28 protein-coding genes are annotated in these 26,511 nt (G+C 46.5%); 13 read left to right on the top strand and 15 right to left on the bottom strand.

The window, feature by feature from the left end; all coding sequences use genetic code 11:
• Window positions 1-356: 356 nt before the first annotated feature.
• Window positions 357-767 (bottom strand): DUF1573 domain-containing protein, encoded by a 411-nt coding sequence (locus AC1DXC_RS16365; protein ID WP_477460238.1) that lies wholly within the window; start codon window positions 765-767, stop codon window positions 357-359.
• 137 nt (window positions 768-904) lie between these two features.
• On the opposite strand from AC1DXC_RS16365, the gene AC1DXC_RS16370 reads away from it, so the two are divergent.
• From AC1DXC_RS16370 to AC1DXC_RS16395, 6 genes are all read left to right on the top strand, one after another.
• On the top strand, window positions 905-3,340 hold the full coding sequence (locus AC1DXC_RS16370; protein WP_477460239.1) for an alpha-ketoacid dehydrogenase subunit alpha/beta: 2,436 nt from the start codon (window positions 905-907) through the stop codon (window positions 3,338-3,340).
• Between the two features lie 123 nt (window positions 3,341-3,463).
• Entirely contained in the window at window positions 3,464-4,171 is a 708-nt protein-coding gene (locus AC1DXC_RS16375; protein WP_477460240.1) for a hypothetical protein, read from the top strand.
• 87 nt (window positions 4,172-4,258) lie between these two features.
• Window positions 4,259-4,489, top strand: coding sequence for a DUF433 domain-containing protein (locus tag AC1DXC_RS16380; protein ID WP_477460241.1), 231 nt, complete (start codon window positions 4,259-4,261; stop codon window positions 4,487-4,489).
• A complete protein-coding gene (locus AC1DXC_RS16385; protein WP_477460242.1) occupies window positions 4,486-4,848 on the top strand; it encodes a DUF5615 family PIN-like protein in 363 nt (120 codons plus the stop codon). The genes AC1DXC_RS16380 and AC1DXC_RS16385 overlap by 4 nt, the downstream gene beginning before the upstream one ends.
• Before the next feature lie 33 nt (window positions 4,849-4,881).
• The gene (locus AC1DXC_RS16390) at window positions 4,882-5,829 is read left to right on the top strand and encodes a glycoside hydrolase family 43 protein (protein WP_477460243.1); all 948 of its coding nucleotides are present in this window, start codon (window positions 4,882-4,884) and stop codon (window positions 5,827-5,829) included.
• A 281-nt stretch (window positions 5,830-6,110) separates the two neighbouring features.
• Complete coding sequence (locus AC1DXC_RS16395; RefSeq protein ID WP_477460244.1) at window positions 6,111-6,914, top strand: murein L,D-transpeptidase catalytic domain family protein; 804 nt, start codon at window positions 6,111-6,113, stop codon at window positions 6,912-6,914.
• A gap of 153 nt (window positions 6,915-7,067) precedes the next feature.
• Here the strand turns inward: AC1DXC_RS16395 and AC1DXC_RS16400 are convergent, their stop codons facing one another.
• Window positions 7,068-8,624, bottom strand: a complete 1,557-nt coding sequence (locus tag AC1DXC_RS16400; RefSeq protein ID WP_477460245.1) for a L,D-transpeptidase family protein — start codon at window positions 8,622-8,624, stop codon at window positions 7,068-7,070.
• Window positions 8,625-8,728: 104 nt separating this feature from the next.
• Between AC1DXC_RS16400 and AC1DXC_RS16405 the strand changes: the two genes are divergently transcribed.
• Together AC1DXC_RS16405 and AC1DXC_RS16410 are read left to right on the top strand one after the other, a co-directional pair.
• The gene (locus AC1DXC_RS16405; protein WP_477460246.1) at window positions 8,729-9,745 is read left to right on the top strand and encodes a glycosyl hydrolase; all 1,017 of its coding nucleotides are present in this window, start codon (window positions 8,729-8,731) and stop codon (window positions 9,743-9,745) included.
• A 3-nt stretch (window positions 9,746-9,748) separates the two neighbouring features.
• Window positions 9,749-10,264, top strand: coding sequence for a DinB family protein (locus tag AC1DXC_RS16410; protein WP_477460247.1), 516 nt, complete (start codon window positions 9,749-9,751; stop codon window positions 10,262-10,264).
• Between the two features lie 17 nt (window positions 10,265-10,281).
• On the opposite strand, the gene AC1DXC_RS16415 is transcribed toward AC1DXC_RS16410, so the two are convergent.
• Complete coding sequence (locus tag AC1DXC_RS16415) at window positions 10,282-10,911, bottom strand: HAD family hydrolase (protein ID WP_477460248.1); 630 nt, start codon at window positions 10,909-10,911, stop codon at window positions 10,282-10,284.
• Between the two features lie 151 nt (window positions 10,912-11,062).
• Between AC1DXC_RS16415 and AC1DXC_RS16420 the strand changes: the two genes are divergently transcribed.
• Window positions 11,063-11,236 (top strand): hypothetical protein, encoded by a 174-nt coding sequence (locus tag AC1DXC_RS16420; RefSeq protein WP_294949703.1) that lies wholly within the window; start codon window positions 11,063-11,065, stop codon window positions 11,234-11,236.
• A 5-nt stretch (window positions 11,237-11,241) separates the two neighbouring features.
• Here the strand turns inward: AC1DXC_RS16420 and AC1DXC_RS16425 are convergent, their stop codons facing one another.
• Together AC1DXC_RS16425 and AC1DXC_RS16430 are read right to left on the bottom strand one after the other, a co-directional pair.
• Complete coding sequence (locus AC1DXC_RS16425; RefSeq protein WP_477460249.1) at window positions 11,242-12,480, bottom strand: MFS transporter; 1,239 nt, start codon at window positions 12,478-12,480, stop codon at window positions 11,242-11,244.
• Between the two features lie 176 nt (window positions 12,481-12,656).
• On the bottom strand, window positions 12,657-13,235 hold the full coding sequence (locus AC1DXC_RS16430; protein WP_477460250.1) for a nitroreductase family protein: 579 nt from the start codon (window positions 13,233-13,235) through the stop codon (window positions 12,657-12,659).
• 168 nt (window positions 13,236-13,403) lie between these two features.
• Between AC1DXC_RS16430 and AC1DXC_RS16435 the strand changes: the two genes are divergently transcribed.
• Window positions 13,404-14,630 carry a dicarboxylate/amino acid:cation symporter gene (locus AC1DXC_RS16435; protein WP_477460251.1) on the top strand — a complete coding sequence of 409 codons (1,227 nt, stop codon included), beginning with the start codon at window positions 13,404-13,406 and terminating at the stop codon, window positions 14,628-14,630.
• 139 nt (window positions 14,631-14,769) lie between these two features.
• Here AC1DXC_RS16435 and aroC read toward each other — a convergent pair whose 3' ends face one another.
• From aroC to AC1DXC_RS16465, 6 genes are all read right to left on the bottom strand, one after another.
• Complete coding sequence (gene aroC, locus AC1DXC_RS16440) at window positions 14,770-15,861, bottom strand: chorismate synthase (protein WP_477460252.1); 1,092 nt, start codon at window positions 15,859-15,861, stop codon at window positions 14,770-14,772.
• Between the two features lie 182 nt (window positions 15,862-16,043).
• Window positions 16,044-17,387 carry a 3-phosphoshikimate 1-carboxyvinyltransferase gene (gene aroA / locus AC1DXC_RS16445; protein WP_477460253.1) on the bottom strand — a complete coding sequence of 448 codons (1,344 nt, stop codon included), beginning with the start codon at window positions 17,385-17,387 and terminating at the stop codon, window positions 16,044-16,046.
• A 23-nt stretch (window positions 17,388-17,410) separates the two neighbouring features.
• Window positions 17,411-18,208 carry a hypothetical protein gene (locus tag AC1DXC_RS16450; RefSeq protein WP_477460254.1) on the bottom strand — a complete coding sequence of 266 codons (798 nt, stop codon included), beginning with the start codon at window positions 18,206-18,208 and terminating at the stop codon, window positions 17,411-17,413.
• A 76-nt stretch (window positions 18,209-18,284) separates the two neighbouring features.
• The gene (locus tag AC1DXC_RS16455; protein WP_477460255.1) at window positions 18,285-19,415 is read right to left on the bottom strand and encodes a chorismate mutase; all 1,131 of its coding nucleotides are present in this window, start codon (window positions 19,413-19,415) and stop codon (window positions 18,285-18,287) included.
• A 165-nt stretch (window positions 19,416-19,580) separates the two neighbouring features.
• Window positions 19,581-20,480: a prephenate dehydratase gene (locus AC1DXC_RS16460; protein WP_477460492.1), complete on the bottom strand. Its 900-nt coding sequence runs from the start codon at window positions 20,478-20,480 to the stop codon at window positions 19,581-19,583.
• 320 nt (window positions 20,481-20,800) lie between these two features.
• Window positions 20,801-21,697: a PH domain-containing protein gene (locus AC1DXC_RS16465; RefSeq protein ID WP_477460256.1), complete on the bottom strand. Its 897-nt coding sequence runs from the start codon at window positions 21,695-21,697 to the stop codon at window positions 20,801-20,803.
• A gap of 81 nt (window positions 21,698-21,778) precedes the next feature.
• Between AC1DXC_RS16465 and AC1DXC_RS16470 the strand changes: the two genes are divergently transcribed.
• Window positions 21,779-22,177: a hypothetical protein gene (locus tag AC1DXC_RS16470; protein ID WP_477460257.1), complete on the top strand. Its 399-nt coding sequence runs from the start codon at window positions 21,779-21,781 to the stop codon at window positions 22,175-22,177.
• A 7-nt stretch (window positions 22,178-22,184) separates the two neighbouring features.
• Here the strand turns inward: AC1DXC_RS16470 and AC1DXC_RS16475 are convergent, their stop codons facing one another.
• On the bottom strand, window positions 22,185-22,484 hold the full coding sequence (locus AC1DXC_RS16475) for a HigA family addiction module antitoxin (protein ID WP_477460258.1): 300 nt from the start codon (window positions 22,482-22,484) through the stop codon (window positions 22,185-22,187).
• Between the two features lie 45 nt (window positions 22,485-22,529).
• Between AC1DXC_RS16475 and AC1DXC_RS16480 the strand changes: the two genes are divergently transcribed.
• The gene (locus AC1DXC_RS16480; RefSeq protein WP_477460259.1) at window positions 22,530-23,021 is read left to right on the top strand and encodes a hypothetical protein; all 492 of its coding nucleotides are present in this window, start codon (window positions 22,530-22,532) and stop codon (window positions 23,019-23,021) included.
• Between the two features lie 3 nt (window positions 23,022-23,024).
• Here the strand turns inward: AC1DXC_RS16480 and AC1DXC_RS16485 are convergent, their stop codons facing one another.
• Genes AC1DXC_RS16485 through AC1DXC_RS16495 form a run of 3 tightly spaced genes read right to left on the bottom strand, consistent with a single transcriptional unit; the run spans window position 23,025 to window position 25,190 of the window.
• Window positions 23,025-23,918: a sterol desaturase family protein gene (locus tag AC1DXC_RS16485; protein ID WP_477460260.1), complete on the bottom strand. Its 894-nt coding sequence runs from the start codon at window positions 23,916-23,918 to the stop codon at window positions 23,025-23,027.
• Between the two features lie 4 nt (window positions 23,919-23,922).
• A complete protein-coding gene (aroB, locus tag AC1DXC_RS16490; protein ID WP_477460261.1) occupies window positions 23,923-24,981 on the bottom strand; it encodes a 3-dehydroquinate synthase in 1,059 nt (352 codons plus the stop codon).
• A gap of 2 nt (window positions 24,982-24,983) precedes the next feature.
• Window positions 24,984-25,190 carry an RNA-binding S4 domain-containing protein gene (locus tag AC1DXC_RS16495; protein WP_477460262.1) on the bottom strand — a complete coding sequence of 69 codons (207 nt, stop codon included), beginning with the start codon at window positions 25,188-25,190 and terminating at the stop codon, window positions 24,984-24,986.
• A 120-nt stretch (window positions 25,191-25,310) separates the two neighbouring features.
• Between AC1DXC_RS16495 and AC1DXC_RS16500 the strand changes: the two genes are divergently transcribed.
• Window positions 25,311-26,501 (top strand): proline dehydrogenase family protein, encoded by a 1,191-nt coding sequence (locus tag AC1DXC_RS16500; RefSeq protein WP_477460263.1) that lies wholly within the window; start codon window positions 25,311-25,313, stop codon window positions 26,499-26,501.
• Window positions 26,502-26,511: the final 10 nt, after the last annotated feature.

The following is a 26,511-nucleotide window of genomic DNA, read 5'->3' on the forward strand; positions in this document are numbered from 1 at the left end:
CAAAAGAAAGGAGCCTACAAAAAGAAAAAAAGAAGCAAAAAAAGAAAAACGTGTTGGAATATGGAAAACTGAAGGAGTTTCCCACATTCCAACACGACAAGCAAACCACAACAATTATTCTTTATCTTTAGAAAAGGGTAAACCTAATTCAGGACTAAAATAAAGTGTAAACCAACAACAGGACTAATCAGTAAAAGTGTAAACTTTTTTCAGGACGAGACACAGTAGAATGCTTTTTTTGCTTCGCGGAACACCCTAAATCAACAAAAAAGGCGCCGCTAATAGCGATGCCTTAAATATTTTCCTTAAGCCCTTTCGCTAACCAGCGGAGAGGATTTGGGTGGGAAAGGCTAAGCTTACCTGCTGCTTGTAGTAGGTTTCGCAATCACTTCGCCTACTATGGTTAAATATTTGGTAGGTGTTTTTGCGTTAGAGGTAACCACAATGGTTTTGTTGAATGCCGAAGGGTTAAGTGCGTTGTAAGTAATCTTGATGCTGCCTTTTGCGCCTTTCAATACCGGTGTTTTGGTATAATCGGCAATGGTGCAGCCACAGGTAGGGCGTACATCTGTCAAAATCAGCGGTTCTTGCCCAACGTTGGTAAACTCGAACACGGTTGTAACCGGGGTGCCTTGCGGTATCTTGCCGAAATCGTGTTTTTCTTCGGTAAATTTAAACTCCGCTTTGGTGTCGTCCTGCGCCATCGCAGTGTTTGCAGTGAAGGCCAGGCCTAGGAACACTGCGCAAATCATCATTATTTTTTTCATAATTACCTGTTTGATTGTTACAAATATAAATGGTTTAACCTAATTTAAAAACTATTGCACAAACTATATGTTTTACAACTACCGATAATAAAAACAGAATAGAATTTTATAATTTTACCGCCTAAACAAAATTTTGTATGCCCGAAACTGTAATACACCCAGGCAACGAGCTAAATGCTGCCGAACTCAGTTTTGACGATTTCAAGAATATCGTGATCGGCGATTACCGCGTGGGTTACGAAAGCCGGCAGGCAAGTTTGTTGGGCCGCCGCGAAGTTCTTACAGGGAAAGCCAAGTTCGGCATCTTCGGCGATGGCAAAGAAGTGGCCCAGTTGGCTATGGCCAAGGCGTTCCGTAAGGGCGACTGGCGCGCCGGATACTATCGCGACCAAACTTTTATGTTCGCTACCGGCATGAGCAACCTTAAGGAGTTTTTTGCCCAGTTGTATGCGCACCCTGATATCGAGAAAGATCCTGCATCGGGCGGCCGCCAAATGAACTGCCACTACGCTACGCGTTTTGTTGATAACGAGGGTAACTTCGTAAACCAGGTAGAAAGCAAAAACACCGGGTCGGATTTATCCACCACGGGCGGGCATATGCCGCGCCTGCTTGGCCTGGCTTATGCTTCTAAACTATACCGCCAGAATAAAGAGCTTGAATACCTGAAGCAATTTTCGGTAAATGGCAACGAGGTGGCTTTCGGCACCATCGGTAACGGCGCGACCTCCGAGGGCCTGTTTTTCGAGACATTCAACGCCGCCGGCGTACTGCAGGTGCCTATGGCTATCTCCATTTGGGACGATGCTTACGCTATATCCGTACCCGCAAAACTGCAAACTACTAAAGAAGATATCTCCGAGGTGCTGCGCGGTTTCCAGCGCGATGCCCGTGGCGCCGGATACGAAATATTCAAGGTGCGTGGCTGGGACTACGTGGCCCTTTGCGAAACCTACGAGCGGGCCATCAAGATATGCCGCGAAGAGCACGTACCTGTAATGATACACGTAATAGAGATGACCCAGCCGCAGGGCCACTCTACCTCCGGCTCACACGAACGCTATAAAACAAAAGATAGGCTTGCCTGGGAAGAGGAGCACGATTGCCTTTTGCAGATGCGCAAGTGGATGATAGCATCGGCCATTATTACCACCGAAGAAATTGACGAACTGGAAGCTACCGCCAAGAAATATGTGCGCGAATGCCAGAAAGAGGCCTGGGCCGAACTGGAGGACGAGATAAAAGCTGAGATAGATGAGGTAGTGGAATTGATAGAGAATGTTGCTGAGTACTCGCCCTTGCATGCCGAATTATTGGATATAACGCGCGGCTTGCAAAGCGCCATAGACCCCGGCCGGAGGGATACCATATCGGCCATACGTAAAACGCTGCGCCTCACCGTTGGCGAAAGCACTTCTTACGAGCGTAAGGTACTGTTAGATTACCTGCGCACCGAACTGGAAAAAAACAAGGAGCGCTATAATTCTAAATTATTTAGCGATACGCCGCACTCGCCCTTATTGGTGCCCGTTGTAAAGGCCGAGTATGCTGACGATGCCCGCCTTTTGGATGGCCGCGAGGTGCTCAATGCCTGCTTCGATGCCAATTTTGAACGCGATAAAAGCATTGTTGCTTTCGGCGAAGACGTAGGTGCCATTGGCGACGTAAACCAGGGCTTTGCCGGTTTGCAGGCCAAATATTCCGATCTGCGCATTACCGATACCGGCATCCGCGAATCTACCATCATAGGGCAGGGCCTTGGCCTCGCCATGCGTGGCCTGCGCCCCATTGCCGAGATACAATACATCGATTACCTTATTTACGCCCTCACCGTTTTAAGCGACGATGTGGCCAGCCTGAGCTACCGCACCATGGGCGGTCAAAAGGCGCCGCTTATTGTACGTTCGCGCGGGCACCGTTTAGAGGGGATATGGCATTCCGGCTCACCGCTGGGTACCATCCTTAATTCGATGCGCGGCATGCATATTTGCGTGCCCAGGGACATGACACAGGCTGCAGGCATGTACAACACCCTGTTGCGCGGCGATGAGCCCGCATTGGTGATAGAATGCCTTAACGGTTACCGCTTAAAGGAAAAACTGCCAGCAAACGTAGGCGAGTTTACCGTGCCGCTGGGCAAAGCCGAGGTTTTGAAAAATGGCGGGGATATTACAGTGGTAAGCTACGGCTCAACCCTGCGCATTGTGCTGGAGGCCGCTGTTGAACTCGAGAAAATGGGCATCCACATTGAAGTAGTCGACCCGCAGACCTTATATCCTTTCGATACCGACAATGTGTGCGCTGAATCGCTGCGTAAAACCAATAAACTGCTGGTGGTTGATGAGGATTTACCGGGCGGCGGATCGGCCTATATCCTGCAAAAGGTTATTGAGAAACAAAAAGGCTATTACTCGCTTGACTCGCAGCCGCGTACCCTTTGCGGTGCCGAGCATCGCCCGCCCTACGGTACCGATGGCGACTACTTCAGCAAACCATCTTTGGATGATGTGGTAGAAGTAGTGTACAGTATGATGAACGAAGCTAACCCGGGGAAATTTCCGGCGATATATTAAAGCTTTTAGATTTGAACATCAAGATTTGACAACTTTCTGAAAGTTGTCAAATCTGTTTTTTGCGCCTCCTATGCCGGCAATACGACGCGAACTCGCGATAGTGGATTATCTCAAACGAATACAATGAAACTGCTTTGCATCGTATTAATGCTAATATCCGTGCAGTGCAAGGCGCAGTATCCGTTTGAAAAATTTCCGTCGATAAAATACAAGAAACTATTTTTAAACAAAGGCTTTGCAGAAAGCGATACGGCATTCATCGCAACAACCAGCTATAAAAAGTACCAGATAAACCTTCGGCAGGCGCACAATTCCAGCACTTTATATATCACAATCCTTTATACAGCCAAACCGATTTTTAGATATTCCATACCCGATTTAAATTTCAGTAGGTTGCAGAATAACGTTTACGCCGCTGATATCGATGGGAACGGGAAAGTGGATTTTAAGATGCTTTTTTTCAGCGATGGTTCCGGCTTAGGCGGTTCTTTAGAAACTAAGTTATACTTTTTCAATAAAGGCAATCTTAAATTCGATGCAATCTCTTATGTCGATTTTTTTAATTTTCCGGAAAGAGATATAAATGGTGACGGCAATTATGAAATAATCGGCGACGCTCTGAACTATTATGAAGGCCATGCATATTGGACGTTCAACTTATATAATTATAGTGATGGGCAACTTGTGAACGTGAATAAACCGTTCAACTATCCCATCATGGTTCAGTACCTGTATCGTGAAAATTACAAGATAACCAACAAGATTTCGAGGAAAAAAATGAAGCGGTTCTCGTTAAAGAATCCCGATTACTTAAAAAGTAGAGGGCTGTAACGAAACCGGCATATCCTGTTTTCTCGCGGAGCAGAGAGAAGTTTTAAGGTTATTTATTGTATTTTTGTTAGAAAGGAACTGCATGCGATGAAAACTTTAGACAGAATAGTCCTTAACCCGGAGATTATGGGAGGCAAACCATGTATAAAAGGGCTACGAATGACCGTGGGTACTATTATTGGTTTGTTGGCATCTGGCATTAGCAATTCAGAAATATTGCAAATGTATCCTTACCTGCAACAAGAAGACATTATGCAGGCTTTGTCCTACGCCGCCTGGCGTTCAGAAGAAATTGAAGTTCCGCTTACGGGCGCATGAAAATTGTAATCGATATGAATTTATCTCCTGAGTGGGTGCGGGAGTTTAATAGTTACGATATCGAGGCAGTTCATTGGTCGTCCGTTGGGAAGCATGATGCAGTAGATAGTGCAATAATGCAATGGGCGAAAATGAATGATTATATAATTTTTACCCATGATCTTGATTTTGGTACAGCCCTTGCACTTACCAATGCCGAAAAACCAAGCGTCGTACAAGTTCGGACTCAGAATGTAACGATTGGCCATCTTACAAAACTCGTAATTCCATCTTTACAGCTTTATAAAGACTTGTTGGAAAAGGGGGCGCTACTTGTAATAGATGAAGATAAGAAACGTATAAGGATACTTCCATTATAAAAGAATGAGTGTACCAACCTCAACACCATCCACATGCGCAACAAACTCTTTACCTTATTATTAATCTTCCTCGGCCTCAACATCCAGACGCAAGCACAAACCGAGGATATCCGCCTGGCCGATCCTACCATCTTCCAGGAAAAAGGCGTGTATTACCTATACGGCACCGGCAGGCCCGACGGCTTTGCGGTTTACACCTCTACCGATCTGGTTAAGTGGGAACGGCACAAAAACAATGCCTTGCTTATAGGTGATGGCTACGGCACCAAAGGCTTTTGGGCACCGCAGGTATTTAAGCACAAGGGCAAGTATTATATGGCTTACACGGCTAATGAGCACATTGCCATTGCCCAAAGCGATAGCCCTTTGGGGCCCTTTAAGCAAGCCACCATCAAACCGTTATCTGAAGAAGGCAAACAAATAGACCCTTTTATATTCAAGGATAAAAATGGCGAATTGTACATCTACCATGTGCGCCTGCAAAACGGCAACCGTATTTTCGTGGCCCGTTTAAATCAGGACCTTTCAGCGATGAATGAGTCGACTGCAGTAGAATGCCTGCATACCGAGGCCGGTTGGGAAAATACGGCGAATACGAACTGGCCGGTTTCAGAGGGGCCGACCGTAGTTAAAATGAAGGGATTGTACTACCTGTTTTATTCGGCCAACGATTTCAGGAACATTGATTACGCAGTAGGCTATGCAACCTCCAAATCGCCAACCGGGCCATGGACAAAATACGGCGGCAACCCCATACTCAGCCGCGCAAATACGGGCCATAACGGCTCGGGGCATGGTGATATCTTTAAAGCTGCCGATGGCAAGCTTTGGTATGTTTTCCATACGCACAATTCCAATGATAAGGTTCTGGACCGCCTGTCGGCCGTTATCCAGGTATCAATCTCCGCGGGGAAACCGGGCGTATTTTCGGTAGTACCAAATACTTTTCGTTATTTGAAGATAGAGGCGATGCCGCAATAGGGGATAAGCCGGGAGTACATTTATAGCCGGTAAATGAGCATGAAAAAGCACCCTATCTCCCAAAAAAGTATAATATCACACTGCCTGGGTTATGAATGCCAAATCAAATTGATTTTAACCAATTAGAAAAAATTTATCATTAAAATATACAATTGCTTTGTGGTGACAATATTTTTAATTAACTTGCGTATATTTGTTATAACAAATCACAATTTGTAAACCAACAAATCCTGTTCCCGCGTTCCCTGTATTGATTAAATTATTGGATTAAACCGTGTAATATGAGAAAACATTTTTGGTGGGCAATCTGCGTTCTGTTGTTGATTTCCGTATCTGTCATCAGTTGGAAACCATCGAACGCATCAAAAAATATCGAAGTGAAATCTGCTCCGATAAATGCAAAAGAATACTTTAACCAGTACGTAAACGACATTTACCAAACTGCGCAATTGCAGCAGAGTGGTATGGATATTACCGTATTCCAAAAAGCTATAACCGGCTATTTGAACCTTAAGCTTACTAATAAGCTTCCGCAGAATAGCAACGTAATTACGGTGGTAGATTTTAATAAATCGAGCCGCGAAAAACGCATGTGGATCATAGATGTGCTAAACAAGAGCTTGCTGCTGAACACCTGGGTTGCCCACGGACAAGGCAGCGGCAACGATATGGCAACCGCGTTCTCTAACAACAACGAATCGCATCAAAGCAGCCTTGGCTTCTATTTAACACAGGATGTGTACATAGGCAAGCATGGCCGTTCATTACGTTTAGATGGGTTGGATGCGGGCATTAACAACGCAGCGCTGGCACGTGGCATCGTTATACACGCTGCCGATTACGTTTGCCAGAACACCATCAACCAAATTGGCCGCTTGGGCCGCAGCTTTGGCTGCCCGGCTGTAAACCCCGCCGTGTCTGATTTGGTTATCAACACCATCAAAGGCCGTTCGATGTTGTTCATCAACGGGAACAGTAGTAATTACACTTCTAAACTATTAGATGAAACTGCTCCTTTGAATTACCTGATGCCAGCTGGGCCGGCTCCTATCCATGCAGATTCTGCCCGGGTAGCTTCCCTTTAACCTGCTGACAAAATATAAAATAAGAAGCCCGGTATCAGTGATGATACCGGGCTTTATTATTCTGTTTTCACCGATTCGGATGATTTAATTGATTTCACCGATTTTGATTCTGCTATCGGTGAAATCATTAAAATCGGTGTAATCGGTGAAACCCTATAACTCAGCTAACTGGTCATTACTCGCTAAAAAGCGTTGTAAATGACCGTACAGCACGATATCCAACCCGTAAACATCCGGGCGGAACTGGATAACGCCTCTATCATCTGCCCAGCAAGTAATATAGGTTATATACACCGGCATTTTGGTCGGCAATCCAATAGTGGTTGGTTCGGGATTATCCTCGCCCATGGCTTTGGCAATTTTGTCGTATGTAGCACCTGCTCCAAATAGTTGTTCGGCAAGTCCCTGCGGGTTTTCAAGGCGTACGCAACCATGGCTCACGGCGCGCATATCCCAGTTAAAAGGCTCTTTGGCGGGCGTATCGTGCAGGTAAACACTACTTTTATTATTGAACAGGAATTTTATCTTACCCAAGGCGTTATCATCGCCGGGGCGTTGCTTAAATTCGTACTGGTCTTTCGATGCGTTTGCCCAGTCAATGGTTTCGGGATCTTCTACCTTTTTTCCATTCTCGTACACATCAATGCTTTTGTTGGCCAGATAATACGGGTCTTTAGCGGCCTCTACCATAATCTCTTTACTGGCAATGCTTTGCGGTATATTCCAAACCGGGTTTACCTGCACGCTATGGATCAAGCTGCTTAGCTGCGGCGTTTCGCGGCTAAATGGGCGGTCGGTTTTGTCGCTTTCGTCATAGTCAATTAGGGTGTTCTGTTTGTCCTTATTACGTCCCTCGCCTACACACACCTTCATGTTCAGTACCGAGTGGCCGTTATCCATCACATCAAGGCGATAATCAGGAATGTTTACGATGACGTAGCGGGCCTGGCTGGGCTTGTTTTTCCAGCGAAGGCGTTCCATATTTGCAACAAGATAGCGGGTGGTTTCCTCCTTGCTCATGCCAGGTGCAACGCTGCCATCCATCAGGGCCTTTTGCAGCGCCAGGTATTGCGGATCTTTAGGTTGTATGCTGTCGAGGTATGCTTTCATATTTGTAACATGAAGGATATTCGACATACCCGCGCTATCGGGCCTTTTAGTTTCGGTGTAATAGCGTTGGTAAATTTTGCGCGGGCTTAAAATACCGTACTGCAGGGCATTGGAATAATTGATGAGCGAGTTGGCGGTAGTAATCTCCAGCAGGGCAATGTCGCGATATGCCTCATTGATATTTTTGATAGCACGCTTATCCTTAAATTTGGCTACCAGTGCGGTTATCTTGTCGGCATTGAACATCTTCGGATCCAGGCCGTGCTGGTTCACTTTTTCGAAGTAGTTGGCCGTAAGGTCTACGTCGCCGTTGAAAATGTGGTCCATCACGAAGATAGGGTCGTAATCGTTCTGCTCGTAAAAGGCTTTGATGAGATTGGGGTTATTCACCCTGGTTTTTTCTTCGGCCAAAACGGTTTTAAATACCTCGGCAAGGCCCTCGGGGGTGGCATCTTTAAATACCTTATTCTTGGTTTTTTGGTACAGCACCTTGCCCAGGTCAGACCGGCTTTTTTTACAGCTTGGCAAAATCAGCATCAAAAGGGCGAATGCCAGCAGCGTAGACAAGAGGGTGATTTTTTTTAGGTTGAACTTTATCATCGGTTAGATTTATATATTAGCTTTGATACGCTATAGCAATAGCCATACCATAATGCCGCATTTATTTAAATGCCCTGAATAACATATAAAAAGCTTTTATCCCGATGAGAAAAATATTATTATTTATCCCTTTACTGCTGTTGGTGGCCTGCAGCCCCATGGCGCAAACCTTTAAGCCAGTAAACAAGAATGCCAGTAAGGAGGCAACCGACCTGCTGGCCTACCTGTACGAAATAAACGGCAAGCATATCCTATCGGGCCAACATAATTACAACAGCGATTTGAACGTTTTCTCCGATTCGGCAAAGGCAATTACCGGCAAATACCCGGCGCTTTGGGGTACCGATTTTATTTTATGGGGCGATAAAGACCTGGGGCAGAATATCGTTAACGAATCCATCAAAAAATCGCGCGAGGGCTATCTGGTTAGCCTGATGTGGCACCAGGGCCGCCCAACCGACGAGCCGCCTTACGGCTGGAAAGAAAGCGTGCAAGGCAAGCTTACCCCCGCGCAATGGACGGAACTAGTAACTTCCGGAACGGCCCTCAACAAAAAATGGCTGGCGCAGATAGATGTTATTGCCAGCTACCTGAAACAACTGCAGGATGCGCATGTGCCAGTGCTTTGGAGGCCTTACCATGAAATGAACGGCGTATGGTTTTGGTGGGGAAATAAAAAAGGACCCGACGGCATTGTAAAACTGTACAAAATGATGTACGACAGGTACACTAATTACCACCATTTGAACAACCTGATTTGGGTGTGGGGAGCCAACGGCCTGCGCGATATCCCGGCAGATGAGGCCTATCATTATAAGGATTATTATCCCGGAGCCAACTACGTAGATATTTTGGGTGCCGATATTTACCACTTCGATTACGAACAAAGCGATTATAACGAACTGCTTGCCCTGGCGGCGGGCAAACCCATTGCGCTTACCGAAAACGGCGAGATACCTAACCCGCAGGTGCTTAAGGCGCAGCCCAAATGGCTTTGGTTTATGACCTGGACCAGCTGGCTGTGGACCGATAACCCAAAAGGCCGCGCCAAAGAAATATACGACCTGCCCGGCACCCTCAACCACGACGACGTTAAGGACAGGCTGGCCACAAAACCATAAGGCATGAGCACCCAACCCGAAGTATGGCTGCGTGGCCCGCTGCCAGGCATACCCGCTTTACTGCAACCCGTAGCACATGCGCTGGTACAAGCAAGGGACGAACTCAACGAATTGATGGCCGGTTTCCCGGATGATAAATTGTGGGATAAAGTTGCCGGCATGGCATCGCCGGCCTTTCATTTGCAGCATTTAACCGGCGTGCTCGACCGGCTTTTTACTTATGCACGCAACGAAGCACTGACCGAACAGCAGCTGGATTATTTGAGTAAAGAGGGCAATGCGGCCAATAAAGCATACACCACACAGGGTTTAGTTGCTGCATTTAACAGGCAAGTTGATAAAGCACTATCCCAACTTAGCAAAGCTGATCCGGCCTCGCTAACCGATTTTCGTGCCGTAGGCAGAGGGAAGTTGCCTTCTACGGTTATCGGGCTTTATACGCACGCGGCAGAGCATTCGATGAGGCATATGGGGCAATTAATCGTTACGGTGCGGGTGGTGAGCCCCCTAACCCCCTGAAGGGGGAACAGAACTCGCTATTGTGCAACTATCCTCACCACATCCATATAATCTTTCCCTCTATAAGTAACGGTAGCATCGGTATGTTGGTCTCCGGGGTCGAAGAGGAAAGTATCTATGCCCAATTCTGTGGCTGCCTTTATTTCAGATTTTGGGTCGTCGCCTATTACAAGGACATCCCCGGTGGCGTAGCCATTTTCGGCCATGATGTTGGCAAAAACATCTTTTTTGGTTTGGGATGACTTCTCGGGGTCCACGATATAAATACCTTTGAAATCTGCTTCAATACCCAGCATTTTTACCTTGCTCATCTGCAGCTTAGTAAAGCCGGTTGTTACCAGGTATTTATCTATAACAATACTTTGTATCTGTGCGTATTGCTCAAACGCCCGCATGGGTATATCCAGCTCAATGTTATTAAGCATTTCCATGCCTGCGGCTTTCAGTTCGGCACTGAAGCCGAATTCGTCGGCCACATGCTGGTACGGGCGGCGGGTAAGCTCGTCTTTAGCTTTGTTTACCATATCGCTGTCGGCAGGTTCTAACCGTTCGTCTATCAGTTTGAACAGGTAACCGAATAGGTGGTTGGCTATAGAGTTTACAGGGTAGATGGTATTATCAAGGTCGAGGATGAGGACGCGTTTCATGCGGGTAAAGATAGGGAGGAGGGTTGAAACAAAGGGTTTCGAAAACTTAAATTAACGTGTTAAAAATTACTTTAGTTAATTGGTGAAACCTTTTGCCCAACCCTGCGTTGCCTCCATAACATATTCACAATTAAATCCTTACAATACCATCATGACAAACCCATCCTCCCCCAAAAGAATCACCTGGATTATTGGCTTAGCCTGCGGCATTGCCGGCATCATAGGCCATTTAATAGCCGTGCCTTATTTAACCCTTTACAGTTTTACGCTGGTGATGATAGGGTTTATCGTTTTGGCCGTGGGCACAACTTTCCGCGGCTTTTAAAGGCATTATTCCTGCATCTCCGCTTCGGCGGCTTTGATGTCGGCCACTACTTTGCTTTCGGCGTTGAATTTATACATCAGCAATACGCCCACGGCTACTACAGCGCAAATGCCGCCAAGCAGGCCCCACAGCACTGTAAAGCCGCCGTGCTGTATTACCTGTGCACCTAATGCCGGCGCTATAACCTGCGCTGCCGACCAGGACATGGTGTACAAAGCCGCGTACTGCCCACGGTTATGATCAGACGAGCGCGTAACCCAAAATGAGGTACCGAAGGGCATGCTCAGCATCTCGCCGAAGGTGATGATGATAACCACCAGCACGCCTGCGACAGCAGTGGGCGGCAGGTAGTTGAGCAGCAGGAAGCCGCCGCCTGTAACCACAACGCCACTTGCAATGTATATCAAAGGGTGCTTTTTACCCTCGAGGTAATTGATCATCACCATCTCTACTACCACGATGATGATGCCGTTAAGTGCCAGCAGGAAGCCGATAAATCGCTCGCCAAAGTGCCACTCCAGCTTGTAGAAAACCGGCTCCATCACAAAAAACTGGAAGAAGCAGATATTGAACAGCGTGGTCAGTCCGATAAACAGCAGGTATGTTTTATCCTTGTAAGCCGAGGAACTGGCAGCAACCTCGCCAACGACTTTAACCGGCTTTTGATAGCCCGAGCGAGGCATTAGCCACAGTAGCATCAGCGCTGCCAGTATATTGGTGCAGCCATCTACCCAAAACAATAAATGGTAATTAAAAGATGCCAGAAAACCGCCCGTTGCCGCGCCGACCGTCCAACCCAGGTTTACCGCAAGGCGATGGAGCGAGTAGGAGCGGGTTTTATTCTCGGGCTTGCTATAATAAGCAATAGCCATAGAGTTTGCGGGGCGGAAAGATTCGTTGCAGAAACTGAGCACGAAGGTGCCCGCCCCCAGCATAACGAAGGTATGTGCAAAGCCCAGCAGTATAAACATCAATCCGCCGGTTATTAAAGCGCCCACCTGCATATCGTAAAAGCCTATCTTATCAGATAACAGCCCGCCGCAATACGCGCCGATGATAGAGCCGATGCCGAACAGGGCCATTACCGTACCTGCCTGCGCCACCGTAAAATGCAGCTGGTTGATGCAATAAATAGTAAGGAAGGGCACCACCATAGTACCGCTGCGGTTTATAAGCATCACTATGCTTAGGTACCAGTTGTTGCGGGCTAAACCGCTGTAAGCGTTTTTGTAAAGTTGTAACACGGCTTTAGTATTAAGGCGAATTTAACAGGATTTAACTGCATGGCTATCCGCGGGTGGCTTTATTTTTTATATGGATCTCTTTTTATCCCGGGGTAATTTGCAAAGTCCTTAAAAGCAGGACACCCTCGCCGGCTAAGCCGGGAGGGTGTCGTTATACGTTCCGTCCTGCTGGCTTGCTATTTATTCCAGGTGATTTTTTCTTCAATCGGAGTCTTACGGACGCCTGCTGGTTGGGTTTCGGTGTAGCCCAGGTAAATTACGCCAAGCACGCTATCCTCTGCACCCAGGCCGAAATGCTCGGCAAAGGCAGGCTTAAGGGCCATACCGCCGGTGCTCCAAAATGCGCCAATATTAAGTGCCGTTGCACCCAAAAGCATGTTCTGCACGGCGCACGATGTCGCTATCACTTCTTCAAACTGCGGTATCTTTGGTAAATCGCCGCGTTTTTGGTAGGCAATAACCACGTGTGATGTATTGTTACCCTGGCTGCTTAAGTTGGCAAAAGTGGTTGGGTTAAACGTTTCTTCGGTAGTGCCTGCCTTATATATTTCGGCGTGTTGGGCGCAATATTTCAAAGGTTCTTCAAAAACGATGAAACGCCATGGTTCGGTTAAACCGTGGGTTGGTGCCCAGTCGGCAAGCTCTAAAATAGAGGCTATGTGGCCGTTGGGTATCTTGTTGCCGTTCATGGTAGAGGGCTTAATGGTACGGCGGCCTTTGATGATATGAGCGATGGTTGCGAAAGTAGTCTCCATAGTTTGATGCTTTATAGCTGAAGGGCAAAAGTAGCAAAATAGGCTTTGAAGCCATGTAGATTTATCAACTTTCTGAAAAGTCTTGGTCACAGTCGGTCCCACCGCAATATAGTCCGATAATTTTTTTACCTTTCACCATTGCCGTTTTGCGGCAGGCTTAATTTACTTATGAATAATAACTGGTTTAAAAACTACAGTAGTATTATCTGGTTGCTTACGGGCATTATTGCGGGTACCATAGCGGGTGTTGTGTTGGGTAAGGGTGCCGAGGTGTTGAAGCCTATTGGCGATATATTCCTCAACCTGCTGTTCGTGGCCGTAATACCGCTGGTGTTCTTCGCTATTTCATCGGCAATAGCCAACCTGCAGGGCACGCAGAAGCTCAGCCGCATCATGGGTATCATGACAGGCGTCTTCTTGGGCATGGTGCTGGTTGCCGCACTACTTACCATAGCCACCCTGTGGGTGTTCCCATTGGATAACAGTATGGCCAAGGCTGCAGCTGATGTTTCACAGGATGCCGGTAAAAAATTCTCTGGCGATTCTATCGTGCAACTGTTCACCACCAGCGAATTCTTCAATTTACTTTCCCGCAAAAACATGCTGGCCATGATTATTTTCGCCATTTTGGTGGGTTTTGGCGCACTAAGGGCGGGCGAAAAGGGCAGAGCTTTCAGCGATTTTTTAAACGCCGGCAACGAGGCTTTCAAGCAGGTTTTCATCATCATTATGAAAGCCGGGCCGATTGGGCTTGGTGCATATTTTGCCTACCAGGTGGCAGAATTTGGCCCGGCATTATTTGGCACATACGCACATACATTAGGCATTGGCTACGGGGTGAGCCTGTTTTATTATGCCGTGTTTTACAGCCTATATGCATTTATCGCCGGTGGCGTAAAAGGCATCCGCAGGTTTTGGAAAAACAATATCATCCCCTCTGCCACAGCGGTTGCCACATGCAGCAGTATTGCTACTATACCCGCAAACATCGACGCAGCCAAAAAAATGGGCGTAAGCGACGTTATCGCCGGCATAACCATTCCATTGGGTGGGCCATTACATAAAGACGGTTCCAGTGTATCCTCTATATTAAAGATGGCGGTGGTGTTTGCCATGTTCGGCAAAGGGTTTGATAGTGCCGGCGTAATTGCCGTAGCCCTGGGCATGACGGTGCTGGTAAGCATAGTAGAAGGCGGCATCCCCAACGGTGGGTACATCGGCGAATTGCTGTTCATCTCGGCCTACGGCTTCCCGCCCGAGGCGCTTCCTCCCGCCATCATTATCGGCACATTGATAGACCCCGTAGCAACGCTTTTGAACGCCACGGGAGATAACGTAGCGGCCATGGTGATTAATAAGTTTGCGGAGGGAAAACTGGTGCCGGAGGAGGGGTAAGATGCCCCCGCTGGTTTCTCCTGCCTGGCATAGCTCGATATACTCGAAAGCCCCGTTCAATCTGCTTTAAAAGCAGATTAAACGGGGCTTTTGTTTGAAATATCCTCTTAGTGACTTAATGCAAAGGCTGGCTGCTGTCTTACAGTTTCGAATTGCGGTTCCTTAACCAGTGGTCTGCCAGTACCAATGCAGCCATAGCTTCTACAATGGGTACGGCGCGTGGCACCACGCAAGGGTCGTGGCGGCCCTTGCCCGATATTTCGGCGGCGTTGCCTTCGCTATCTACCGTTTGCTGGTTGTGCATAATAGTGGCAACGGGTTTGAAAGCCACTTTAAAATCGATAGGCATACCATTACTGATGCCACCCTGTATGCCACCACTGAAATTGCTGATGGTACTAACCTTGCCGGCATTATTGGTGATAAAAATATCGTTATGTTCCGAGCCGCGCATTTCGCTGCCGGCAAAGCCCGAGCCGAATTCAAAACCGTGTACAGCGTTGATGCTCAGCATAGCTTTACCCAGGTCGGCATGGAGCTTATCAAAAACAGGATCGCCCAGGCCAACGGGGCAATTTTGGATATGGCAGCTTACTTTGCCGCCAACGGTATCGCCTTGTTTGCGGATACCGTCGATAAATTCTATCATCTCCACGGCAGTGGCCGGGTCGGCACAGCGAACGATGTTCTTCTCGCGTTCGGCTAAGAAATCTTCCGCGCTGGTAATAGTAACATTAGGCGCTTCAATCTTACCTACGCTGCTTACATGCGCCAGTACTTCTATGCCTTGTGTTTTTAGTAATAATTTTGCTAAGGCACCTGCTGCTACGCGTGCCGCAGTTTCGCGGGCAGAGGAGCGGCCGCCGCCGCGATGGTCGCGGATGCCGTATTTAGTATGGTAGGTATAATCGGCATGCGAGGGGCGGAAAACATCCACATTGTGCCCGTAATCCTTAGAGCGCTGATCTTCGTTGGGGATGATCATGGCGATAGGTGTACCGGTAGTTTTGCCTTCGAACGTGCCCGAAAGTATTTTCACCGTATCGGCCTCTTTGCGCTGCGTGGTTATTTTGCTTTGGCCGGGTTTGCGTTTATCCAGTTCGCCCTGTATGTAATCCAGGTCTACCGTTAAGCCCGCCGGGCAGCCGTCTACTATTACGCCGATAGCCTCGCCATGCGATTCGCCGAATGTGGTGATCCTGAATAATTGCCCGAATGAGTTACCTGCCATGATGATAGATGTGCAAATGTGCGGATATGCAAATGTGCAGATTGTTTAATGTTATAATGATTAATGATCGACCGTATTATACACTACGTCATTATAAGGTACGAAGCAATCTCTAAGCTTTGCATCTCCGCCCTGCTTATCGGGAGATTGCTTCGTACCTCGCAATGACGTGGTGTTTTTATTTAAGCTTTGCGATACGCGAACCCTACCTTCTCCAGATCCTTCCAAAATGCCGGGTACGATTTTTCTACTACGTCGGCATCTTCTATTTCCAGTTCTGGTATCAATATCGCCAACGGCGCAAAGGCCATGGCCATGCGGTGGTCGTGGTATGTGCTTACGAACATGCGCTGCGGCAATTGCTTTTCGCTGCAGTCCAGTTTGTAAACCTGACCCTTTTCAATCAGCTTCACGCCAATTTTGGCCAGTTCGGTTTGCAGGGCCAGTATGCGGTCGGTTTCTTTAATTTTTAAAGTTTCCAGCCCGGTAAAGGTTGCTTCGTGGCCCAGGGCCGCACATACTACGATTACAGTTTGCGCCAAATCAGGGCATTCCTTCATATCGAATATCTTGCGGAATATGGGCTTTACCTCTTTTGTTAAATGTACGCCGCCATCTTTAAACTGCGATGTGATGCCGAAGTTGGCCATAATCTCGGTAATCACGCTATCTCCCTGCAGGCTGTATGATGTCAGCCCCGGCAGGAATAGTTCGGCTTCGTCGCTTAAAGCGGCTATGGCGTACCAGTAAGATGCTGCGCTCCAGTCCGGTTCGATGTGTAACGATGTAGTTGCAAAACCTTGATTTGGTATAGAGATGACATTCGCCTCCCAGGTGTGCAGTATATTCGCTTCCTTAAGCATAGCTAAAGTCATTTCCACATATGGGCGCGAAGTTAATTCGCCTTCGATATGTAATTCCAAACCAAAAGGCAGCTTGACAGCGATGAGTAATAGCGCAGTGATATACTGGCTGCTGATATTACCTTTTATACTGATCTTACGAGTACGCTGCTCAAAGCTGCCTTTTAGTTTGATAGGGGGATACCCCTCTTGCTCTTCATAATCAATTTCGGCACCCAACTCCCTCAGCGCATCAACCAATACACCTATCGGCCTTTGCTTCATCCTCTCACTGCCTGTTAATATTATTTCTTCGTTGCCAATAGCATAATACGCCGTTAGAAAACGCATGGCTGTACCGGCGGGACCGATGTTGATTTCGGATTTCGGATTTTCGATTTCGGATTTAATGAGTTCCTCATCAATCACCTCCACTTCGTGCACTTCATCCGTACCTACAACAACTTTCGGACTTTCGGACTTCGGACTTCCGACTTCTTTCTTCCTCAAGATTCCCGCTAACAATACGGCATCTGCCGCATCAGAAATATTCTCAACTTTTACCTTACCGTTGCTAAGCGCCTCTATGATCAAAGCGCGGTTGCACTCGCTTTTCGATCCGGTGAGCTGTATAGTGCCCTTTGCCGATTTGCCTGTTTTGGTAAGTATGATGTTATGCTTCATTTACTTAATAGTTCTCGGATAGTTTAATTTGCCGCTATCCATGTTTTTGCAAATTCAATAAATGCTTCGTTTACAAAGCTAAATACAGTTACGTTGGGGATATGGTTTACTTCCAGCAAGTAATTTTGTCCGTCGGCACCTACCATATAATCTACCCCAACAATTTCGAGAGCGAAATGAGCAGCGATGTTTATGCTGTCTGCCAGTAGGCCCTCATTTATCTTCATTTGTCCCGCACCATCATTATGGATGGATTTTAGCCAGTCATCGCCTGTAAGTTTTATCTGCCAGGCTTTGTCGCCTATCAGCATAATTCTTACTGCCTCGCCGGTTATAAACGTTTCAATAACAGAGGTTTCGTTACTTTGCCAATTGCCTACGAATCGTTCCTTGTCTTCTCCACAATGCCATATACCCCATTTTGCAACACTTTCCGTTTCTGCAAAATATTCGTCCCGGCCAATAACCATCCCACGTTTGATACCCGGAAACCCGGATGCCTTCAGCGCCCTTACCAAACCGGGTATGCGCTGCCGGAGGTCCATCATGGCCATAGCGTTGGGCAAACAAGGCCCGTTCCACAATGCGAGTAAGGTTATAAAGTCAAAGTCGTCCTCAAATATCCCGTGGAAGATAACAGCATCTATCTTGAGGTATTTGCCCGGCACTGTCGTGCTTTCGGCAAATAACTCCCCTTCAATAAGCTGCACTTTCGGCAAAACATCGGTGTGTAAAATAAGGTAGTTAAACCCGATACCTTGTTTTATTGCCTGTAGGTCTTGAGGTTCTAATCCTACTACGAGTAACCTTTTCTTTTCCATTGCCTTCAATTTTATAGGGGCAAAGGTGTAGTTTTTGCGCCCTGTGATACACGGCGCAAAAACTATTTAAAGTTCCTTACGCGTGCGTTAATTTCTCTGCTGGTGCTGCTGCCTGGTCGCCGTTCATGATCTCGGTTTGCTTACGGATAGATTCGCTGTGCATCAGCTCAAGCAATTTCTCAGTAAACTCGCCGCTCAGTTTAAGCGCTTTGGCGTAGCCAATACGTTTGTTTAATATCTCATCCCAACGGTTTACTTGTAAAATGGTAATGTCGTTGTCTTTTTTGTAGTTGCCAATTTTCTCTACTATCTGCATCCGCTCTGCCATTTTCTGGATAAGCAGGTCGTCAATTTTGTCGATCTGGTTACGCAGTTCGGCCAGTTTGTCGTTAACCTCAGCATTGCGGACTTCCGGTTTACGCAGGTGCAGGTTGTTGATGATATCTGCAAGGGCAGCAGGGGTAACCTGTTGTTTGGCATCGGTCCAGGCTACGCTTGGGTCGATGTGCGATTCGATCATCAGGCCCTGCATATCCAGGTCTAACGCTTTTTGCGAGATGTAGCCAATCAGATCGCGGTTGCCGGTGATGTGGCTCGGATCGTTGATGATAGGCAGGTGCGGCGCAAGAGTTTTAAGGCCGATAGCCAGATCCCACATTGGTTCGTTACGGAAAGCTGATTTCTCGTATGAAGAGAACCCACGGTGAATAGCTGCCAGTTTGGTGATGCCTGCATTGTTAATACGCTCTAAAGCGCCAACCCATAAGGAAAGATCGGGGTTAACCGGGTTTTTAACCATTACAGGTATGTCAACGCCGCGCAATGCATCAGCAATTTCCTGTACGGTGAAAGGGTTTACCGTTGAACGTGCGCCAACCCAAAGGATGTCAACACCTGCTTTCAAAGCTTCTTCTACGTGTTTGCCGGTAGCAACTTCTACTGCGGTTGGCAAGCCTGTTTCGGCTTTAGCGCGTTTTAGCCACTCTAAGCCAATGCTGCCAATGCCTTCAAATTCGCCCGGGCGGGTACGTGGTTTCCAGATACCTGCACGCAACGCACTAACCTTGCCGGTTTTTGCTAACAGGTGTGCGGTGGCTACCAATTGGTCTTCTGTTTCGGCACTGCATGGGCCGGCAATTAACAGGGGTTCTATACCGGCTTTGTTGATCCAGGTATTAAGCGGTTGTATGTTTAAATTCAGTTTCATGTTATTGTTTTGTAGTCCGAAAGTCCGAAAAGTCCGAAAGTCCGGAAGTGGTTTGTTACTTGTGTTATTGTATTGTTATGGTTTGTATGTCTTTACTATGCTTTCCGGAATTCCGGCTTTTTCTCTTTCTTTCGGACTTTCCGACTTCCAGACTTTCCGGACTCTTTATTCTATTTTTTTGATAGTGATATACTTTTTGGGTTTTTGCGCCTTTGGCAGCAGTGGTGCAACTTCGTCTTCAAAACGTTCGTACTCACCCAAAATGTTGAAGTTATGGGTATATTTGAGTATCTGGCGGATGCAGGCATCGTAGTGCTTGGTTTCCGTCCATTCAATGTCTACATAAAAATTGTATTCGTTGCGCTTACCCAAAACCGGCATGCTCTGTATCTTGCTCATGTTTACGTTTTCCTGTGCAAAAATATTGAGCACCTTGGCCAGTGAGCCTACCTCGTTGCTCACCTGGAAACAAAGCGAAGCCTTGTTGCCTGGTTTCTTTTTGGCATTCTCGTGCGTGGTGAGGATAAGAAAACGCGTAAAATTCTTCTTATTAGATTCTATCCTGCGTTCCAATACATCCAGTTCGTAAAGCTGCGCGGCCAGGGCGTTGGCAATGGCAACAGTATCGGTAAGTTGCTCATCGCGGATGCGTTTGGCGCAGGCGGCGGTATCATTGCTCTCTACCATTTGAAGGTGCGGGTACTCGTCGAAAAAATCGATGCACTGGCGGATGGCAATGGGGTGGGAGGTTACGTATTTAATATCCTCGAACTTTACGCCAGGCAAGGCCATCAGGTGCAGCTGTATGGGCACGTAAACCTCGCCTACCACCGGGAAACTATAGCTCATCAGCAACGAATAGTTGGGTAATATGCTGCCGGCAATGCTGTTTTCTATGGCCATTACCAGGTAATCGGCCTCGTCGTTCTTAAGTGCCTCGAAGGTTTGCTTAAAAGAGTTGCACTCTACGGTGGTTATGTTTTCGCCAAAAAATTTAAATGCGGCTTCCTCGTGGAAGGAAGCGCGTATCCCCTGTATGGCAACTCTTGGTTTCTCGATTTTCATCATTCGTGTTAAAGCAAAAAGTCCCGCCTTTTTGGGCCGGGACTTTTCAGTTTTGTATGTTTTGTTAGTACATATCAGTCCCGGCTTTTACTGCTAAAGTAAAAGTAGAAACCATAAAAATATGCACGTGAGTTGTTCATTGTTGTTCTTATGCCGTAAATGTACAAGTAAAAAACAATTTGTCAAGAGATAATTTCATTTTTTGTGAATATTTGTAGGCGAACAGAATTTAATTGGGCGAAAAAGACTGTTTTTGATTTATTGTATGTTAACCGGCGTGCAAATTGCTTGTGGGTTTATGGTCGGCGCTGATTGTTGCCTTATGCATAGCCATCAATTTCATTGATTACGCTATCGTACATCAGCCATGTATTGCGGCTTACCTGCTCGCGTTCCATTTTCCAACGCCCCGAAAACTTCGATTCTAAATCGCCGATCAACACATTAGAAAGCCTTATGGTGAAATTGTCCTTAAATATAAGATCAAAATATTCGGTATCGTTAGCTCTTCGGTTTGTTGGCTTGTAATGTATTATTTTGATGATATCTGCCTTATTGTATGTCGTGTTCTCATCCTCATCTTCGCCAAATATAAAAACGTTGTTGCCCCTTGAAATAGTGATATGACGCTTTAAATGCTGATGGTATTTCAAGAATAAAAACGCGCCGAAAGCCGCTGGCATAAGTGCGCCGATACAAATGTATAAGCCAACAAGGTTTGTAAAATCATGTGTCCACGAAAACAAGCCCAGGACAAAACATGGTAGTGGTGCTAGAACGAATGTGTTCATAATCAGTATTGCGCTCCATGCTTTTATGGTGTATTTAAAGCTTTTCGTTAAAAAATACCGCCGTTTAAAATAACCCCACGAATCTTTGCCAAACTGGCGCAACTTCACCTGCCCATTAAAAAAATCAATTACCATTTCCTCCACATCGTCTATATGGATGGGGTAGCGTTCGTAAAACCGGTTTCGCCTATCCAGGTAATACATGTGGAAGTTGCCGCCGTAATGGATGCCCACTTTGAGGTAATTCCCGTTTCCATCGGTTATGGTTACTGATGGGCCGGTTAGGTCAATTTCAGCAAAACGTTCCCGCTCCCAGGGGAAAGTGTTTATCAAGGCCAGTGTTTCCTCGAGCGTTCGTACCTGTTCCTCATAATACTCGCCATCTTCGCAGGTTTTATATTGAAGTTTGGATATAAAGGCTGGCATTTAGCATTGAAGGTTGAGGGTGGCAATTTACCAAATTATCTTATTTAAATTACCTTATCTTTAGTCACCAATAAACCCTATATGTCGTCCCCAACAGAATACATCAGCCAACAAGCGCCAGAAAGGCAAGCAATATTGAATGCCCTGCACGAGTCTATCTCAGCGAACGATAAAACCGTTGCCCCCGTTGTAGAACCCATGATGGGTAAAGAGATGATCATCTACAAAGAGGGCAGTACCACGATGAAATACGCATTATCCAGTGTGAAAAAATACATGTCGGTACACTGCCTGCCCATGTATATGAACCCTGCTATACATGGAAAATACTCAGCCTTATTGCCGAACGTAGAATTTCAGAAAGGTTGTTTCAATTTTACAAATGCGGACGAGGTGCCATTGGATATTGCCGGCCAGTTATTTGCCGAGTGCGCTCAAATAAGCATTGTGGCGTTGTTGGCGAACAGGAAGAAAAAGTGAAAGTTTATTAAGCGCTCTCTTTATAAAAGTGTTGAATAGATGCCCTGTTGATTTTCCGCTCGGCGTGCCACACCTCGTAGTTGTTTTGTAGATTTATCCAGAATTGGGTAGAGTTACCGAATGCTTCTGATAGCTTGACAGCGAGTTCGGGGCTTATGCCTAAATGCCCGTTAATAACGGAGGATAGGTTTGCCCGTGCCATGTTCAATCCTTTGGCTACTTCAGTAATAGTTAAGCCGCGCTCAACAATAAACATCTCCTTTAATATTTCTCCCGGGTGGGATGGTGGCAATCCTGTTTTTAACATAGCCTCAATTTTGTAATCCTTAAAACTAAACAGTAAATTTATAATATGAAAAACTTAAAGCGGGCTTTTCTTTCCATTTTCATGATAATACCATTTTCTGCTTTCGCCAGCGGAGGAGAGGCTTTGTTGGGCATGGAACTTCAGGTGACAGCGTTTCTTATTTTAATCGTCATGGTGCTGTTTAGCCGCCTGCCTTATTTGGCTAAAATTGGTTTATTAGCCGTTTATTTGTGGGTGTCCTTTTTAAACTTTTACCTTTTAAAGGATTTAAAATACGGTTATTATTTGAATAATGAAGTCGTAGCTAATATCCGATTTTTTCTGCCTCAAATTTTCGCTACAATATTGGTGTATTACCTGATACTAAAGAAATTAACGAAGAAAGATATACGTAATTTATTTTTACAAGAATCTGTAAGCCGTCAAGACTCAATCTCTAAGGTTTTCGGTGATTTCATCCCAGAGAAATCCGCTGAAGAATTAATAACCGAACTTAAAAACGCTAGAATTTCAACACGCAAGATCGACGAAATTTAGAGATTACGCCGTATCCTTCTTATACTCCCTTTGCATCACCCTCGCAGTTTGCGTGCTCCCGTCGTGGCTCCAACCCGGAGGGTTAAGTAAGTACAACAACTTATTTTTTAAGCCGGGTGCGCGTTTTACATCGCGCAGCAAATCTTTCCATTCGTGGAACAGCACGTTCACCGGCCCCATGTCTTCGGGTTGATGGGTGAGGCCATATTTTACGGGTTCGGCTGGGTCTTCATCGTGGAAGGTGCCGAAGAGCCTGTCCCACACGATGAACATCATGCCCATATTTTTATCGAGGTAGGGGATGTTGCTGGCATGGTGTACCCGGTGGTGCGCCGGCGTTACAAATATAAAAGCATACCATTTGGGCAGCGGTATTTGGTATTGTGTATGCACCAGGTTGCCATAAAGCTGCGTAAGCAGGTAGGCGTATAAAATATCCACCGCATTAAAGCCTAACAAGGCCAGGGGCAAATAAAAGAAAGTGCGGTACAGCGGCTCGAAAACCGTAGAACGGAAGCCCGTGCTGAAATTGAAATGTTCGGATGAATGGTGCGTTACATGCATGGCCCAAAACAAGCGGCAATAATGCCCAGTGTAATGAAGCACCCAATACAAAAAATCCTGCGCTACAACCAGCACCAACCAATATGCAAATGGATTGCTTATCTGCACAAACTTGTATTGATAAGCGAAGCTAAGCAGGAAGAAGCCCGTACCATTCACCAGCAGGTTCATCAAAAAGGCCAGCGCAGTGAGGTAGATATTGGTAAGGGTATCTCGTTTTTCGTAATAATGCCGGTTTTCGCGGTAGCTGAACCACATTTCGGTAATGGTTAAACCTACCAGCAAAACAACCAGCAGCATTACTGCTTCGTGGCGTGCATCTAAAGGGGGCATTTTTTTACAGGGTAGTGTAATATCTTAAACTATCACAAAGTTCTTGCTCTGTGCAGATATTATCAATACTGTATTGTCCAATGCGTGTCAATAAAGTGCAATTTATTTGGCCGTTTTGATTTTTCTTGTCCTTCTGCATCAGTTCGAATAACGCAGTATGGCAATCGTCGGCTATTGAATGTTTGGGGTAAAGTTTGGTCAATACTTCGGCTATTTCATCCAACTGCTCATCCGGCAAGCCGGCTTTTTTATTAGAGAGCCAGGCCTCGCATACCATACCAACGGCAATGGCTTCGCCATGGGTGAGCGGGTTGCTGTCGTTCAGCATCGAGTAAGTTTCAACAGCATGGCCTACCGTGTGGCCAAAGTTAAGGGCTTTGCGGATGCCTTTTTCGTGCGGATCCTCAATTACCACTTCGTTTTTTATCTCTACCGAGCGGTGTACTAATTCTAAAGAAGGAATGCTAAGGTCGCTGGTTTTTAGCTTGTCCCAATAGTCTGCATCGCAGATGAGCCCGTGTTTCAGCATTTCGGCAAGGCCGGATAAGATTTGGCGTTCGGGCAGGGTTTTAAAGAAATCGGCCACCATAAATACCGCTTTTGGCTGCGTAAAGGTGCCGATGATGTTTTTTATGCTATCTAAATCTACACCGGTTTTGCCGCCTACAGAGGCATCTACCTGCGAAAGTAGGGTAGTGGGTACCTGCACAAAATCGATACCGCGCTTGTAGGTAGAGGCCACGAAGCCGCCCAGATCTGTAACCACGCCACCGCCCAGATTTATCATCAGGGCTTTGCGGTCGGCACCGAAGTCGATCAGCATCTTCCAAACGCCGATGCAAAAATCAAGGTTCTTGCTTTCTTCGCCGGCGTTTATTTCGATAATGTCGAAATTATCTGCTTCGCCAAGGTATTGCTGCAATAAGGGCAGGCAATGCACCGCGGTGTTCTCATCGGTTAAAACAAAACTGCGGGAGTATTTGCCTTCCTTTATAAAATTAACCAGTTGGGTTAGGCTATCATCGAAAAATATTTGGTAGCCGTCGCTTTGTATAGTATCCATATTTAAATAACCTTGATGGTCGTCCCCCGGAATTCCACCAGGTCGCCTGCTTTTACTTTGAGGCGTTTGCGGTAATCGACGGTGCCGTTGTAGCTTACCTCACCATATTGCACCGCTATTTGCGCCTCGCCGCCGGTTTGTACCAGCCCTGCGGCCTTAAGCAGTTGTATCATGGGGATAAAATCGCCGATTACTTTAAATTCGATCATGGGTGGCAAAAATAAACTATTCGTACAATAATGGGTTATCATTTTATAATTTTGCACACTGGTTCATAGTTAATAGATTATAGTTGACGGGACACCCGCAGCTACCACGAACTATCAACCATGAACTACGAACATTTTAGCATGAACGAAAAACTGTCCTTCGAAAATACCCAAGTCGCTTTTAAACATTCCAGCAATACCGACCTTAACCGTGCCTATTGGCTGTTCAGGGTTATCAATGTAAACTTTTTGGTAAAGATAGGCCCGCCCATCACCAACTTTTTCATGAAGATAGGCCTGCCCATCAAAAGCCTGATAAAGGCTACCATATTTAAACATTTTTGCGGCGGCGAAACCATTGCCGAGTGCGACAAAACCATTAAAAACCTGGCCGACGGCGGCGTAGGCACCATTCTGGATTATTCGATAGAAGGGGAGGACGATGAAACGGTATTTGATAACACGCGCGACGAGATTATCCGTACTGTGGTTCGCGCATCTAAGGATAAAGCTATCCCGCTTACCGTGTTCAAGGTGACCGGCGTTGGCCGTTTTTCGCTATTGGAGAAACTGGACGAGGGCTTGAAGCTAAATATGGACGAGCAGATAGAATGGCAAAAGGTGCAGGACCGCGTGCTGGAGATTTGCGAAATGGCGCATAGCGAGGGCGTGCCCGTAATGATTGATGCCGAAGAAAGCTGGATCCAAAAAACTATCGACAACCTCGCTATCAACATGATGCGCTTTTTTAATAAAGAGGAAGCCATTGTTTACAATACTTACCAAATGTACCGCCACGATAAACTGGCATCGCTGATAACCGATTTTACCGTTGCCGAGGATGAAGGTTTTATCCTAGGAGCAAAAATTGTTCGTGGCGCTTACATGGAAAAAGAACGTAAACGTGCCGAAGAACGCAGCTATCCATCGCCCATACAGCCGGATAAAGCCGCTACCGACCGTGACTACAACGATGCCCTGGTTTTTTGCGCCGACCATGTAGAAAAGATAGCCATTGTTGCCGGTACCCACAATGAAGATAGCTGCCGCCTGCTGGCCGACTTGCTTGACGAGAAGAAAATAGCCCACAACAACCCCCATGTGTATTTTTCGCAGCTGCTGGGCATGAGCGATAACCTGAGCTTCAACCTGGCCGATTCGAAATATAACGTAGCCAAGTACGTGCCTTATGGCCCTATAAAAGCCGTGCTGCCATACCTGTTCCGCCGTGCGCAGGAGAACACCGCCATTGCCGGCCAAATGAGCCGGGAGCTGAGTTTGATTGTGAAGGAGAAGAAGAGGAGAGGGTAGAAGATTTCGG

It is taken from the genome of Mucilaginibacter sp. P2_D11 (genome assembly GCF_056404435.1).

What these genes read in the sequence shown, in the direction of transcription:
- AC1DXC_RS16470 (WP_477460257.1), top strand. Translation starts at nt 21,779, where the DNA reads ATGTCGTCCCCAACAGAATACATCAGCCAACAAGCGCCAGAAAGGCAA.
- AC1DXC_RS16410 (WP_477460247.1), top strand. Translation starts at nt 9,749, where the DNA reads ATGAGCACCCAACCCGAAGTATGGCTGCGTGGCCCGCTGCCAGGCATA.
- aroA (WP_477460253.1), bottom strand. Translation starts at nt 17,387, where the DNA reads ATGAAGCATAACATCATACTTACCAAAACAGGCAAATCGGCAAAGGGC.
- AC1DXC_RS16365 (WP_477460238.1), bottom strand. Translation starts at nt 767, where the DNA reads ATGAAAAAAATAATGATGATTTGCGCAGTGTTCCTAGGCCTGGCCTTC.
- aroB (WP_477460261.1), bottom strand. Translation starts at nt 24,981, where the DNA reads ATGGATACTATACAAAGCGACGGCTACCAAATATTTTTCGATGATAGC.
- AC1DXC_RS16385 (WP_477460242.1), top strand. Translation starts at nt 4,486, where the DNA reads ATGAAAATTGTAATCGATATGAATTTATCTCCTGAGTGGGTGCGGGAG.
- AC1DXC_RS16495 (WP_477460262.1), bottom strand. Translation starts at nt 25,190, where the DNA reads ATGATCGAATTTAAAGTAATCGGCGATTTTATCCCCATGATACAACTG.
- AC1DXC_RS16475 (WP_477460258.1), bottom strand. Translation starts at nt 22,484, where the DNA reads ATGTTAAAAACAGGATTGCCACCATCCCACCCGGGAGAAATATTAAAG.
- AC1DXC_RS16375 (WP_477460240.1), top strand. Translation starts at nt 3,464, where the DNA reads ATGAAACTGCTTTGCATCGTATTAATGCTAATATCCGTGCAGTGCAAG.
- AC1DXC_RS16460 (WP_477460492.1), bottom strand. Translation starts at nt 20,480, where the DNA reads ATGAAAATCGAGAAACCAAGAGTTGCCATACAGGGGATACGCGCTTCC.
- AC1DXC_RS16500 (WP_477460263.1), top strand. Translation starts at nt 25,311, where the DNA reads ATGAACTACGAACATTTTAGCATGAACGAAAAACTGTCCTTCGAAAAT.
- AC1DXC_RS16415 (WP_477460248.1), bottom strand. Translation starts at nt 10,911, where the DNA reads ATGAAACGCGTCCTCATCCTCGACCTTGATAATACCATCTACCCTGTA.
- AC1DXC_RS16395 (WP_477460244.1), top strand. Translation starts at nt 6,111, where the DNA reads ATGAGAAAACATTTTTGGTGGGCAATCTGCGTTCTGTTGTTGATTTCC.
- AC1DXC_RS16370 (WP_477460239.1), top strand. Translation starts at nt 905, where the DNA reads ATGCCCGAAACTGTAATACACCCAGGCAACGAGCTAAATGCTGCCGAA.
- AC1DXC_RS16450 (WP_477460254.1), bottom strand. Translation starts at nt 18,208, where the DNA reads ATGGAAAAGAAAAGGTTACTCGTAGTAGGATTAGAACCTCAAGACCTA.
- AC1DXC_RS16435 (WP_477460251.1), top strand. Translation starts at nt 13,404, where the DNA reads ATGAATAATAACTGGTTTAAAAACTACAGTAGTATTATCTGGTTGCTT.
- AC1DXC_RS16405 (WP_477460246.1), top strand. Translation starts at nt 8,729, where the DNA reads ATGAGAAAAATATTATTATTTATCCCTTTACTGCTGTTGGTGGCCTGC.
- AC1DXC_RS16455 (WP_477460255.1), bottom strand. Translation starts at nt 19,415, where the DNA reads ATGAAACTGAATTTAAACATACAACCGCTTAATACCTGGATCAACAAA.
- AC1DXC_RS16485 (WP_477460260.1), bottom strand. Translation starts at nt 23,918, where the DNA reads ATGCCCCCTTTAGATGCACGCCACGAAGCAGTAATGCTGCTGGTTGTT.
- AC1DXC_RS16390 (WP_477460243.1), top strand. Translation starts at nt 4,882, where the DNA reads ATGCGCAACAAACTCTTTACCTTATTATTAATCTTCCTCGGCCTCAAC.
- AC1DXC_RS16380 (WP_477460241.1), top strand. Translation starts at nt 4,259, where the DNA reads ATGAAAACTTTAGACAGAATAGTCCTTAACCCGGAGATTATGGGAGGC.
- aroC (WP_477460252.1), bottom strand. Translation starts at nt 15,861, where the DNA reads ATGGCAGGTAACTCATTCGGGCAATTATTCAGGATCACCACATTCGGC.
- AC1DXC_RS16465 (WP_477460256.1), bottom strand. Translation starts at nt 21,697, where the DNA reads ATGCCAGCCTTTATATCCAAACTTCAATATAAAACCTGCGAAGATGGC.
- AC1DXC_RS16430 (WP_477460250.1), bottom strand. Translation starts at nt 13,235, where the DNA reads ATGGAGACTACTTTCGCAACCATCGCTCATATCATCAAAGGCCGCCGT.
- AC1DXC_RS16420 (WP_294949703.1), top strand. Translation starts at nt 11,063, where the DNA reads ATGACAAACCCATCCTCCCCCAAAAGAATCACCTGGATTATTGGCTTA.
- AC1DXC_RS16400 (WP_477460245.1), bottom strand. Translation starts at nt 8,624, where the DNA reads ATGATAAAGTTCAACCTAAAAAAAATCACCCTCTTGTCTACGCTGCTG.
- AC1DXC_RS16480 (WP_477460259.1), top strand. Translation starts at nt 22,530, where the DNA reads ATGAAAAACTTAAAGCGGGCTTTTCTTTCCATTTTCATGATAATACCA.